Source organism: Paenibacillus sp. FSL H8-0548, from assembly GCF_038630985.1.
In the GTDB taxonomy this organism is placed as follows: domain Bacteria; phylum Bacillota; class Bacilli; order Paenibacillales; family Paenibacillaceae; genus Pristimantibacillus.
Genome location: NZ_CP152049.1, coordinates 1933743 through 1947280, shown reverse-complemented (window position 1 = coordinate 1947280; position 13538 = coordinate 1933743). Strand labels below are relative to the sequence as shown.

10 protein-coding genes are annotated in these 13538 nt (G+C 45.7%); 5 read left to right on the top strand and 5 right to left on the bottom strand.

All coding sequences use genetic code 11. The features are described 5' to 3' along the window. The first annotated feature begins 108 nt into the window (after nucleotides 1-108). Nucleotides 109-1179 carry a CotH kinase family protein gene (locus tag MHI37_RS08170; RefSeq protein WP_076336214.1) on the top strand — a complete coding sequence of 357 codons (1071 nt, stop codon included), beginning with the start codon at nucleotides 109-111 and terminating at the stop codon, nucleotides 1177-1179. 72 nt (nucleotides 1180-1251) lie between these two features. Here the strand turns inward: MHI37_RS08170 and cysK are convergent, their stop codons facing one another. The 5 genes from cysK to MHI37_RS08145 form a co-directional block, all read right to left on the bottom strand. Further along, complete coding sequence (gene cysK / locus MHI37_RS08165) at nucleotides 1252-2169, bottom strand: cysteine synthase A (RefSeq protein ID WP_076336215.1); 918 nt, start codon at nucleotides 2167-2169, stop codon at nucleotides 1252-1254. Between the two features lie 12 nt (nucleotides 2170-2181). Further along, a complete protein-coding gene (locus tag MHI37_RS08160) occupies nucleotides 2182-3405 on the bottom strand; it encodes an MFS transporter (RefSeq protein ID WP_256710403.1) in 1224 nt (407 codons plus the stop codon). 125 nt (nucleotides 3406-3530) lie between these two features. Continuing rightward, nucleotides 3531-4142: a hypothetical protein gene (locus tag MHI37_RS08155; protein ID WP_076336216.1), complete on the bottom strand. Its 612-nt coding sequence runs from the start codon at nucleotides 4140-4142 to the stop codon at nucleotides 3531-3533. A 112-nt stretch (nucleotides 4143-4254) separates the two neighbouring features. After that, a complete protein-coding gene (locus tag MHI37_RS08150; protein ID WP_076336217.1) occupies nucleotides 4255-4677 on the bottom strand; it encodes a DUF350 domain-containing protein in 423 nt (140 codons plus the stop codon). A gap of 48 nt (nucleotides 4678-4725) precedes the next feature. Further along, entirely contained in the window at nucleotides 4726-7092 is a 2367-nt protein-coding gene (locus MHI37_RS08145) for an endonuclease MutS2 (protein WP_076336218.1), read from the bottom strand. A 258-nt stretch (nucleotides 7093-7350) separates the two neighbouring features. On the opposite strand from MHI37_RS08145, the gene MHI37_RS08140 reads away from it, so the two are divergent. The 4 genes from MHI37_RS08140 (at nucleotide 7351) to MHI37_RS08125 (ending at nucleotide 13466) form a co-directional block, all read left to right on the top strand. After that, nucleotides 7351-7710, top strand: a complete 360-nt coding sequence (locus MHI37_RS08140; protein ID WP_076336219.1) for a phage holin family protein — start codon at nucleotides 7351-7353, stop codon at nucleotides 7708-7710. A gap of 250 nt (nucleotides 7711-7960) precedes the next feature. Next, the gene (locus MHI37_RS08135; protein ID WP_076336264.1) at nucleotides 7961-8341 is read left to right on the top strand and encodes a plastocyanin/azurin family copper-binding protein; all 381 of its coding nucleotides are present in this window, start codon (nucleotides 7961-7963) and stop codon (nucleotides 8339-8341) included. A gap of 646 nt (nucleotides 8342-8987) precedes the next feature. Beyond that, nucleotides 8988-9668, top strand: coding sequence for an SDR family oxidoreductase (locus tag MHI37_RS08130; protein ID WP_076336220.1), 681 nt, complete (start codon nucleotides 8988-8990; stop codon nucleotides 9666-9668). Between the two features lie 759 nt (nucleotides 9669-10427). Beyond that, the gene (locus MHI37_RS08125) at nucleotides 10428-13466 is read left to right on the top strand and encodes a family 43 glycosylhydrolase (RefSeq protein WP_076336221.1); all 3039 of its coding nucleotides are present in this window, start codon (nucleotides 10428-10430) and stop codon (nucleotides 13464-13466) included. Nucleotides 13467-13538: the final 72 nt, after the last annotated feature.

Below are 13538 nucleotides of genomic sequence, written 5' to 3'. Positions count from 1 at the left end.
CTTCCTAAAGGTGCAGTGACATTCTAGGCATCAGCTGAATACGATAAATAAGATCAAGAGCCTATCGACTTACGGTAGGCTTTATCTTTTGCATCGGGAGATGATTAAATGGCTACGGAAAACTTGCCTCTACGCACCATTAGCATTGATTCAGCTGATTTTGAAGAGCTTCAGCAAAACGCTTGGGGGAGAGAGTTCAAATCAGCAGAGCTGGAGCTGGACGGACAAACCTTTCAAGCGAAATTTGGACTGCGTGGCGGCCATACGCGGAATTACTCTAAAAAATCCTATGAAGTCCGAATAGAAGGCGGTAAAACACTTCATTGGAATGCAGAATATGATGATCCTTCCATGATGCGAAATGCCCTTTCCTTTTACTTCTTCAATAAAATTGGCGTTCCGTCACCGGAAACCGATCATTTTTGGCTAGTAATTAACGGTGTTCCACAGGGAGTGTATTTGGAAATCGAGGCGGTTGATCAACTTTTTTTCAAGAAAAGAGACATTGGCTATCTTTCACTTCTTTACGCGGTCAATGACAACGCCGACTTTAGCTTAACTGACCCTGTTTCGAAAGATAAGAAATCTTCGTTATTTGACGGCTATGAACTCATGAAGGGCAAGACTGGAACAAAAAGCAGGCTCGCTTCCTTCGTCAGAAATTTAAATCGAACATCAGGAAAGAACCTGGCTGTTCATACCGCTAGGCGTCTCGATATCTCGCAATATTTATTGTGGCTGGCAGGGGCAGTTCTTACTGGAAACTATGATGGCTTTGACCAAAACTATGCGCTTTATGAGCATAGCACAAGCGGCAAATATCGAATTATTCCGTGGGACTATGAGGGGACCTGGGGGAGAAACTGTTATGGAAAGCCCTGTGGCAGTGATTTAGTAAGGCTTCAAGGCTACAACAAGCTTACAGAGAAGCTCTTTACCTTCCCTGCATGCCGCAGAAAATACCGCACGATCTTAAGAAAGCAGCTTCAATCGACCTTCACTACCGAAAAGCTGGAGCCGGTAATATCAAAAATGCATGCACGGCTATCTCCAGCAATTCGTGGTGATTATACGCGAAAAGCAAGCTATGACTCCTTCCTGACAGAGCCGGCCTTCATCTACAATTATATAAAAGAAAGAAGAGAGATATTGCAGCATTCGCTTCGGGAGTGGGTATAGCTGGCCTACTTCCTCGTTTCATTCCGGAGAAATATAGAGAAAGCATGGCCAAATGATGTATTTTCCTATATTTCAAAAAATATCCATGCTCATGTATCGCTCTCCTGTGTCAGGAGCGATACAAAGCACACGTTTCCCTGGTCCGAGCCGCTTAGCAATTTGCATAGCCGCCCATACTGAAGCACCAGATGAAGGTCCAAGCAGCAGTCCTTCTCTAAGCGCTAATGCTTTTGTCGTAGATAATGCGTGCTCATCGGATACTTGAATAATTTCATCATAAATAGAAGTATTGAGTATGGACGGGACAAATCCCGGACTCGTTCCTACGAGCTTATGAGGACCTGGACTTCCACCTGATAATACAGGAGAGCCCTTCGGCTCAACGACAGCGATATGCAAATGAGGCAGCAGCTCCTTAAGTGCTTCTCCTGTGCCCGTTATCGTTCCACCTGTCCCTGCTGTAGCAACAAAAGCGTCAAGCTGCCCGCCAGTTTGGTCCATAATTTCAACAGCAGTTGTCAGTCTGTGAATTTGTGGATTCGCTTGGTTTTCAAATTGGTTCGGAATATAGCTTCCCGGTCGCTGTGCTCGAAGCTCTTCTGCCTTGCGAATTGCTCCCGGCATTCTTTCCGCAGCGGGAGTCAGCACTACCTCCGCACCATAAGCCTGCAGCAGCTTAATTCTTTCTGCGGTCATGTTATCGGGCATTACCAAAATCATTTTGTAGCCTCTAGCGGCAGCATTCATCGCGAGTCCAATGCCCGTATTGCCGCTTGTCGGTTCAATAATCGTATCGCCCGGCTTAATTAATCCGCGCTCCTCCGCGTTATTTATAAGTGAAAAAGCTGCACGGTCCTTTACACTGCCGCTTGGATTAAAGCGCTCCAGCTTAACGCACACTTCGGCGCTGCCCTCCTCCGGCAGCCGGTTAAGCCGAACGACCGGCGTGTTGCCGATGAGTTTTGTTATATCCGATACGACTCTTGGCATACATGTTTCTCCTTATCTGCTTGTCTGTATTTGCTGCGCCTCTAAAAATGGCTTCATAAACCACCAGCCTGCAATAGGCACGATGCCTACCGAAAATAATAGCCATGTAATCGCAATCGCCGAATGATTCAGCGGCAGCACAATTAAATAGGACGATAAACCGATGACTCTTCCTATAACAAGTCCAGCCTCGCGAAGCACGATAAACTCCTCGCGCTCGCGAGCGCTTTCCTCCGATTGACCAATCAAATCAAATACTCTAGAGGTCATCGGTATAATATATAGCGGCATAAATAGCGAGGTGCCCACTCCGAACATCAATAGCGTGGTGTAGGATACCTTCCAAAATAACGGTAAAATAACGACACCAATCATAATGACGCCAATGAGCATCGCTAGCTTTCGATTGTTTTTTTTCAGCATTCTACCGACAAACCAAAAGCTGATTAAGGCTACAAACGACGTGATAAGAGAATAGGTTCCCAGCTTGCTCTCGTTTTGTGTTGCCACATATACGGTAAGCCCAACTAAAAACATAAATACACCTTCACGCACGCCCTGCGCCGCAATAGCGGGCAGCATCCGACGCCAAGGATTTCCTTTTTGCAAAAGCTGCTGCAAGCCATGCTTCCAGTTGTAAACCCCCTGGCTATGCCGTTTCTTAAGCCAGAAGCTTAGGATGACGCTGACTGCAAAAATAACGAGCGAGAGTGTGAAAATAAAGCGGTATCCGGTTTCCCCTTTCATTGATGTAATGATGAGCCCTGACGTCCATGGTGCCGCAATGCCAGCTGCAGCAGCGAGCAGGCCTGTCCAACCGTTAAAGCGATCGCGATTATCAGGGTCAGTTACTTCAAAATAAACAACATTAAATGCAATCCAAAAAAAACCTAACGCCATACCATTCAATATTCCCAGCGGTACGTAATATACTTTTGCTTGTTGACCCAGCATCAGTACCGTGAAGTAAAAAATGCCGGACAAAATGATGCCGACACGCAGACTGTTCATTTTGTTATGTTCCTTCACCCATTTGCCGGCTATCCAAAACGTTAGTCCACTCATCACATATTGTCCCAGCGTAAACCAGCCGATCAGCATATAAGACTGGCTTGCTTTCCATAGGTATACGGGGACAAATGTGCCAGACAGCGCATTTGCCACGCCATACAATGCTTGAACAATAAGTAAAAGAACAGCTTGTCCGTTCAAGGTCTTTGCCATAGACTTTGCCAAAACGATTCCTCCCAGCTCTGGACAAAGCAAGCATCAGCTTGCTAACCAGCCACATATCAGAATATCGTTTTGTAACATTCCCTACTTGTTTACAGTCCATGCCCGCCCATTATTGCCAATAAGGTCTAGTCCCGCGGCGTTAGGCGCTTAATCATCTGCTCGCGGTCACCATGACTCAGCATCGAGGAGGTGTGGTAGCAAGCTGGGCATACGTACAAGGTAAGCTGGAAAGGTGTCGCTACTACCGCTTCACCAAGCGACGGCGCAATTCTGGACTCGAAATGCGGATCGTTCATGACCTGCACGCCGGCCTCGATCATATATTCTCGGCACACTGGACATTCCGGGACTTCATCTTGATCATCAAGAATGCGCTGTACCGTTTCCTCAACAGCAAAGCGAGCCGTATCTGCTCTGCGATAGCCATCACCCTCTTCAAGCCAGCGCTTATGATTCGGGTCATCAGAATCATCCTCTTCCTCTTCCTCTTCTTCCTCCGGCTCTTCCTCTTCTTCTCCGCTCGCCTGCTTAGCTGCACGATGCGCATCGTTGATTTTGAGTGCTTGGACGGAACGCTCATGCTCGTCTTCTTCTACCTCTTCCTCGTCATAGCCAAGCTCGATCGTGCGATATGCACTCAGCTCATTGTCACAATGCGGACAGTGCGACTCCGGACCAATTTCCTCGTCCCATACAATTTCCGTCAAACACCACGGACAGATCAAATGCTCTTCCATTATTTTTACTTCCCTTCTAATGTTTCATTACATATACGATGCCAAATACAAAAAACAATACCGCGACAACCATTAATATTCTCCATAAATATTTCAAAATAGCTTCCTCCGATTACATAATAACCGTAGCTCCGATGACGTAGGATAACGATACAGATATAATCATTGCGATAAGTCCAACCGCACGGTTATCGCGTTCAATTTCATCGTCAATTCGGAAAACAGGCGTTAGAAATTCGAATAAAAAATAAGCTGCCATCAAAATGACGAACCCAAAAGCCCCCCAAATCAGACTTTGGTAAACCGAATCATTTGATTCGATCGAAAATCTGAATATATTGCATATGCCAAAAATTTTACCGCTCGTTGCCATAGCTACTGCAACGTTGCCCTTCTTAATCTCTCTCCAGCATTTATAGCGAGTTACCAGCTCAAAGCAGGATAAAAACACAATGAGAGACAGCACCGTAACCGATACATAAACAAGTGAAGCAGCATAGTGGTTGCTTAGCAAGTTATCTACTTCATTCCCCATTCAAAGTCCTCCCTCATCAGGCTTCTTCTTTAGGAGGCTTGCCGCCTCCTATTTAAGCTCCGCAACGGTTACACCGATGCCACCCTCGCCATAATTGCCGAGTCTATAGCTCTTCACATGACTATGCCTGCGAAGATACTGTTGAATTCCTGCACGAAGCACTCCTGTACCTTTTCCGTGGATAATCGCTACTTGTGCAAGACCTGATAAAAATGCTTCATCCAGGAAGCGGTCCACCTCGAGGATAGCCTCCTCCAAATTTTCACCTCGCAAATCAAGCTCCATCTTCAAGCTCTCATCGCGTGAGCGCTTCAAGCTGGCGGCTTGCTTTGGCTGCTGCACCTTCGAGACTGCAGTAGATTTAATCAGCTCCAAATCATCAAGCGCAACCTTCATCTTCATAATGCCCAGCTGTACAGTAGCTTCTGAGCCATGAAGCTCTGCCACCGTCCCCTTCTGATTTAGGCTGTACACAGTGACTTCATCACCAACTTCAATTTTGGCAGGCTTCGTGGTCGCTTTCGAAGCTCCGCGCTTAGCCTTCTGCACCGCCGGCGACGCTTCATCAAGCTTCCGGCGCGCCTCGATCAGCTTGTGCTCCTTAACCGATGCGCCTTCCTCCATCGCAAGCTTGCGCAGATCCGCAATAATTTGCTCTGCCTCGCGTCTCGCTTTGGCGACAGCCTCCCGTGCTTCCTCCTGCGCTTTAAGCATCAGCTTTTCCTTCTGCTCCTCGAACCGCTCGCGCTCAGCTTCGTGACGCGCTCTAAGCGTCTCTACCTCACGGCGCAAAACTTCAGCCGTTTGCCGCTCATTCTCGGCTCCCAAACGATTTTCCTCTAGTGATGCAATCATATTCTCAACTCGTTGATCCTCTTCACTGACTTCTCCTCTTGCATGCTCAATAATGGAGCGAGGCAGGCCCAGCCGTTCAGCGATCGCGAACGCGTTGCTTCGTCCTGGAACACCGACAAGCAGACGGTAGGTCGGACTTAGCGTTGCGACATCAAACTCCATACTCGCATTAATGACACCCTTACGATTATAAGCATATGCCTTTAGCTCGCTATAATGCGTCGTAGCTACGATACGGCTGTCCATGGCATGCACATGCTCCAAAATCGCAATCGCAAGCGCGGAGCCTTCTGCCGGGTCTGTACCCGCTCCAAGCTCATCGAGCAGCACTAAGCTCTTGGAGGTCATCGTTCCTAAAATTCTAATAATATTTTTGAGGTGACTGGAGAACGTACTTAAGCTTTGCTCAATGCTCTGCTCATCCCCAATGTCAGCATAGATCGCATCGAACACGCACAGCTGACTGCCCTCCTCGGCAGGAACGAATAAACCAGACATCGCCATTAAGCTAAGCAGACCGATCGTTTTCAAGGATACCGTTTTACCACCTGTATTCGGCCCTGTTACAATAATTGCCGTATACTGATTGCCCAGCTCCACATCAAGCGGAACAACCTGATCCGCTGCGATAAGCGGGTGCCGACCCTTCTTGAGCTTTAAAAATCCTCTATCGTTCATGCGCGGCTGCGTAGCTTTCATAATATGGGCAAGACGCGCTTTCGCAAAAGCAAAATCGATTTGGCCAAGCAAATCCAAATTAAAAATAAGATCCTCGACGTAATCCGATGCTAATGCAGTAAGCTTCTGCAATATTTTCTCAACTTCCCTCAGCTCGCCCGCCTTGAGCTCCCGCAGCTTGTTGTTCATTGCAACAATCGCTTCAGGCTCGATAAACAATGTAGCGCCAGACCCCGATTGATCATGCACGATGCCGCCAAAATGAGAACGATATTCCTGCTTAACCGGAATAACATATCGATCATTGCGCAATGTGACGATGGAATCCTGCAGCATTTTTTGCACAGACGAAGAACGAACCATTTGCTCCATCTTCTCACGAATGCGCGATTCGCCGTTGCGCAGCTCGCGTCTAATGGAGGCCAGCTCTGTACTAGCGCTGTCCATAACTTCCGCTTGATCGTCAATACATTCAAATATCGCATCCTCAAGCGGCTTATGCTCGCTAATTTGATCCGCAATGCTTTGCAGCATTGGAATGGGGTTGTCTTCATGCAAAATGCTGATATGCTTCCTCACACGTCTGCCGCCTCTAGACGTAGCTGCAATATTGAGCAGCTCCTCTGGATTTAACGTACCGCCAATACGGGCGCGATGAAGCGGAGCGGTAATATCTACAATTCCGCCAAATGGCGCGCTCCCCTTAAGCCGGTCGGCTGTATAAGCTTCATCCGTAGCTTGCAAAATTTGCTTAACCGCTTCCAAGTCAGTGACCGGCTGAAGCGATTCAGCCCGCGCTTTGCCGAGCGATGTGGCTGCATGCTGCGACAATCTATGTATGATTTTAGGATATTCAAGTGTCGTCAAAATTTTAGTGTCCAACAAATAACACTCCTCTCGCCTTCTTATTATAGCCGAATCGCGACTTTGATGCACGAATGTAAACAACACATTCATACATAAATGATGCACAGTTGGTCACAATATAATCGAACGAGCCGTCTTTCGATGTAACTTAAGCAATTCCTCTCCAAAGCTGGTGCTTAACCATTGCTTTTCTGCGGCGTGCAGCCACAGCAAAGAAAGAAACTGCTTACCTATGCAGGTTCTGTTCGTAAAACGAAAAGGAGGGTTACTATTATGACTTTTTTAGGTCATGTTGTCCGGTTTGTTGTAGCTGCGTTGGTATTAATGGTTGTTGGGTTCATTGTTCCGCAATTTAGTGTCGGCGGGTTTTGGAGCGCATTTTTCCTTGCCTTGGTCATTGCTGCTCTGGGTTGGGTTATTGAAGGTATATTCGGAAAACGAGTTACTCCCTTCGGTCGCGGCATCGTCGGCTTTATCGCCAGCGCGGTTGTCATATGGATTGCTCAGTTTATCGTTGGCGGCGTGACCGTCACACTGCTTGGTGCCATTTTGGCTGCTTTAGTCATCGGGATCATTGACCTTTTCATTCCGGTCAGCACGCCTTATGAAGCTGGCAGAAGAAATCACGATTAACGAATGCAGCAAGCTTAGCTGCTAAGCATCCCTTGACGGTGTAAGCTGATGAGCCCTTGGTTGCCCGATAGAGGCGATCAAGGGCTCATTGCTGCGTTTGTGCAGCCAGTACTTCACTTCTGTATTTTTCCACAGCATCGTTCATCAGTTTGTCATAGCACAGACATGATACTTGAACCATGTTCATGTACAATAAGGGGGAAGCCAACTGGCAAAGCACGTTGGAAAAATGAAAGGGGAAAGAAATCAAATGAAAAAATGGTTACTATTTGCAAGCGTATTGTGTCTAGTGTTTATCATTGCTGCATGCGGCACGAATAGCACAAAAGAGGAAAATACAGAAGCAAGCACAGCTGCTTCAGGCAGCGGTGCAGCGGACCTTGTCATTACAGCCTCCAACTGGAAGTTTGATCAAAAGGAATACAAAATAAAAGCCGGAGAAACGGTTAATCTCAAGCTCGATTCTGTTGACGGCATGCACGGTGTACAAATTAAGAAAACAGATTATGTTATCGACGGCGGCAAAACAGTAGCAGTGAACATTAGTAAGCCAGGCACTTACGAAATGATCTGCAGCAGACCGTGTGGGACTGGCCACGCGCAAATGAAAACAACTTTAGTTGTTGAATAATTAAAGAGCACAGCATTAGGCTGTCATAAAGGGATAATATATACCTTTATGGCAGCCTTTTTTCTGTTAGTGGAGGGGAAATTGTTTGAAATCCTTTCGCTATATATAAGTTAAACTAAACATTTACGTTTTGGGCGCTGCGCGAGTAGACCATTTTTCAAGTTCATCTTATATAAATACCTCAAATGCAAATTAAATAGTTAGTTATTGGTTGGTGCCAGCCCCCCGCCGCTCCTACATTGCACTTTTTACAATGAAACTGACATCTGAGGGGCTCAACTGAGCCTACAGTGTACTTAGTGCAGTAGAAATGACTCGATATTGACTAAATAGGTCATTTAGGCGGTATATGGCGCGATTCTGCTGTATTTTGTACAACGTAGACCCAAGAATCCCGTGATTCCATGAATTCTACTGTAGAAAGTACACTACTCGCCGCTCGTCGTAGACCACCATTTCGTCCCCATAACTTATCAGCATAGAAGGATACTTCTGTAGGAGTACGAGTAAGTTTATCTATAAATGGACGCATAAATATAATCTTTATTTACATATAAATTAAAAATAATTGATATCTTGCCTCTTCCCCCGCCACTCTCCCTCTGTTAAGATATTCACCATACTAATCGTGAATGGAGGAATCGTAATGGGATCACTACATGAACGAGTCGCCATTATTAGCGGAGCTGGCACAGGGCTCGGCCGCGCAGCGGCTATTGCTTTTGCAGCGGCTGGGGCAAATGTCGCGCTGCTGGGCAGACGGCTCGAGAAGCTTGAAGAGGCTGCTTTGCTCGTGGAGCAAAAAACAGGAAATACAGCACTTGTCCTGCAAACAGACGTCACCAATGAACAGCAGGTGCAAGATGCCATAACGGCAGTCCTCGCCCATTTTGGACGAATTGATATTATAATGAATAATGCAGCTGTGTTCGAGTCTGGAAGTGTACTGGAATTGACCTCTGATGAATGGCAAAATCAAATCGCAACGAACTTAACGGGCCCATTCCTGCTCACGAAGGCTGTTCTACCCGCGATGCGCAAAGCAAAATACGGAAGAATCATTAATATAACCTCAGGCTTATCTTGGAATGGAGCTGGCGGCTACGCCGCTTACAGTGCTGCAAAGGCTGGCCTCGAATCTTTGACGCGTACGCTCGCGGATGAGGAATATGAGCACGGAATTTTAGCTAATCTTTATAATCCCGGCACGCTTCGGACAGAAATGCATGCTACCGGCAAAGATCCTGCCATCGTAACGCCTGATCTTATTCGACTTGCAAGCTTGTCTGCCAGCGGACCTACCGGTACGATCGTTTCCTTCGGTTAAGCGCTGCTCTCTAATTATCACCAACAGGCTGTATTTTCCCCCCGCTTAATGAACGGTGATCCAAGCGTTCATTAAGCGGGGCTTTGCTTCTTGAGGGTGACTAATCGAGCCTCCTTCAATATCGCCCTTCTCGCTTCTTCCTCTAACCACTTCAAGCGTCATTAACCTTCCTCTTACGTTCTCAATGACTCATATAATGTAGCCAACTTATACTCACTCGGTCGCCAACCTTTTAAGCGCTACTTAAGCCTCTAAGCGCTTTCCTATATTTGAACAAAATCCCCCCTTACGGTTGATTAGTAATCGCAGAAACATCAGCTCACACTTCTAACGGAAACCACAGACGCTAAATCGCCTTTATTTTTCATTTCAAGATTCTAACGGAAACACGGGCCTCTATTTGTAGTTTACATGCTGAATCTCGCTTCATTTCTGCGCAATAGCGTCTCCCTGTTCCGTTAAAATGTGACGTTAACCAAAAATGGAACTTTAGCGTCTCTGATTTCCGTTAGCTTTCGTTATCCGCTCTCCGGCGAGTATACATGTGAAACTTGTGCTTTCCTATATTTCAAAAAAAGGTAGTAAATTACAAAAAAAAGCCGGAAATCACAAATATATATTCTATTAAATATGTTAAGTTTGAAGCACATTACGATGGAAAAGGAGGGAGTATTCGCATCCACTATCGCAATAGAAAACATATAGCAAAGCTTTCCCGCATGGGGAGTAGAAACATATTACAAAATAGGAGGAACAGTTATGAAAAGAATATTCGGAGTACTCCTGGCAATTCCCCTCTTCATAGGCATGTTTAGCATGCCCATGAAAGCTCTTGCAGCAGATCCAGCTATGAATGGTCACGGATTGTTGGGTGAGTTTTTTAAATGCGAAAGAAACCCTAATGATCGAGAAGATATTAGCGTATTTACTTTCGATGATTTTCGCGGAGAAAGAGCTGTAGGCAATTTAAATGGCGATTCTTTCTCTAGCATATTCAATCAATTTTCAGGAACACCCGACTTTAATACTGCGCGTTTTACGGGCACTATCGTGCCTAAATATTCAGAAGAGTATACTTTCCATATGGAAGGTGATGATGGCTTCAGATTATGGATTAATGGAGAGCTGATCATCGACTTTTGGCAGCAAAAATGGGAAATTCCGCAAACTAGTATTCCAGTTTCTTTGGAAGCAGGACAACATTATGATATAAAAGTTGAATATTTACAAGGCTGGGGCGGTACTTGGCTTCGTATGGAATGGGAAAGTGCGAGTCAAAGTAAAGAGGTTGTTCCAGAATCAGCGCTTTATTTGCCCCCAGATCGGACAATTTCAACTAAAAAAAATGATTTGACTGGAGAAATTCAAAAGATAGATTATTTAACTGAAAACTTTGCAGACAAAGTAACAGAGAGCGCATCAACCAACCTGACTGCAGCAAAAATAACTGCGGCTGAGCTGCTTGACACGATTGATGACAGAGCGATTAGCGATAGAGACAAGGTCGAATTATTAATAGAGGCCATTGAGGCCGCAGCGATTGCTCGTTCTGATTTTATGAAGGAAATGGGAGTCACAAGCTCTTCTGTGTCAGATAAATTCAACAACCCCTTATATCAAGGACAGGACCCATTTGTAACGTATAAAGACGGTTTTTATTACTTTGTATCTTCCAGCAACTTGGATTCTAACAATAAAGTTTATGTATCCAAATCCCGCACCCTCACTGACCAAGGGGAAAAGGTCATGGTATTCGATTCGCTGGGTACACAAACCCGTATTTTCGCTCCGGAAATCTTCTTCTTGGACGGCAAATGGTATATTTATTACTGTGCTGACTTAAGAGAATTTGATTACAGACATATGGCGACCGTACTCGAATCCGTTACTGCTGATCCGCAAGGTGAATATGTAAATAAAGGAGCTTTATATACGGGTGAAAATGGTACGTATAAACAAGCAAACGACTTTACCGTATTTGAGCATAATGGACAGTTATATGCGGTTTGGGGTACTTTAGGCTCCGGAGAGCCGATTGGTCCGGCAATTGCGCCAATGGACAACCCTTATACGATTACAGCAGATCGCTCTTTCTTGCCAGGCGGAGGCGGGGAAGGCCCTCGTGTATTGCAAAGGGATGGGAAAATATTTATTACCATGTCAGAAGGCGACTATGCATCAAATGGTTATCGTCTATCTTATTTTACGCACGTAGATGGCGATGTTTTAAATCCGAATTCCTGGAGCCGTACAAATGATGTTTTTGTCGCTACTGGTGATGTATCTGGTCCTGCTAGAGCTGGTTTTGTAAAATCGGCGGATGGCAAGGAAGACTGGATGATTTATCATTCAAGAGTATATCAAGATACCGGACGCAACTGGTGGCGGCAAGTAAACATTAAAAAATTCGATTGGAATGAAGATGGAACGCCTAATTTTGGCGAGCCTGTATCTCCCTATGAATGGCTGCCACTGCCTTCAGGTGATTTGGGACAAGGAGATATGTATCAGGCTGAAGATGCTATTCTCTTTGGAGATATTGCCAAGGACAACAGCCATGCGGGTTATCAAGGAACGGGTTATATTAACTTGCCGAAAAAATCGGGAGCTGAAGCAAGCTTTGTTGTAAATGCTGAAGAAGCTGGCGATTATATCGTAGCTGTCCGATATGCTTACGGTGTACAGGCGGATGGAGAATCTACAAATAATCCTACGACACAGCTGCCTGCACGGGCAAAAATCAATGTCTACGTAAATGGTATACAAGTCAAAAGCATTGCGCCGGATAAAACAGCAATCAGCTGGGATGAATGGTTTACGGCTTCTGAACGCTTAGAGTTAAAAGCAGGTAAAAATGTAATCAGCTATCGGATTGATTCGGATAGTATTGGCAATGTGAATTTGGACTATGCTGCAATGTATAAGGCTGATGTACCGAATCCAACTGCTCCAACAGAAACCGATATCATCGGGACACTTACCGGCTTGTCTGAAATTCCGTTAGGAAGCAGCCTTGAGGTGAGCTATGGATTAACCCATGTACCAACTGACTTGGAGGATGCCATCTACGCTCATGACCTTACATTTCATTATGATCCCGCTACGCTGGAGCTTGTTTCAGCAACCTCGCTGAAGGAAGGTCTAAACGTCATGGAATATAATACAGATGTTCCTGGAGAGGCTCGTATTCTTCTTGCAAGTCTAGGAGCTGATCATGCCGTCACCGCTGATGGGGAATTGCTTCAAATAACTTGGAAAACGCTTAAAGCGGCAGCGAATACTAGTATTACGCTCTCGCGAGCGCAAATTGCCGGCTCAACCGGTGTGGAGACAACCCTTGCCCCGATCAAGTATAGCGTACAAATCACAGCCACAAATAATCTGAACAAAGAAGCATTAAATACGTTAATTGCGGAGACGCAGGCTGCTCTGATTGCAGCGGTGGAAGGCAGTTTGCCTGGGCAATACCCCGTTGGCTCGAAAGCTGCCTTGCTAGCGGTAATTACTGAAGCCAAAGCACGATCTGAAAGCGCAGTAAATCAAGCAGACATTGATCATGCAGCCAGCCTCCTAAATCAAGCTTGGCAAGCCTTTAAAAGCTCGGTCAATGCTTCCGTACCGGGAGATAATAACGCAGATGGGAAAGTGACCATTGGCGATCTCGCAATTGCAGCTGTAAGCTATGGTAAAAATTCAACAAGTCCCGATTGGAATTTGATTCGTAAATCGGACGTCAACCATGACGGCATTATTGACATTGCTGATTTAGCACTTATGGCAAAAACAATCGTTCAATAATTCAATCAAGGTGAAACGGCTGTCGCCATCCTTATGGCGATGGCGCGTTTCATTCCGGAGAAATATAGAGAT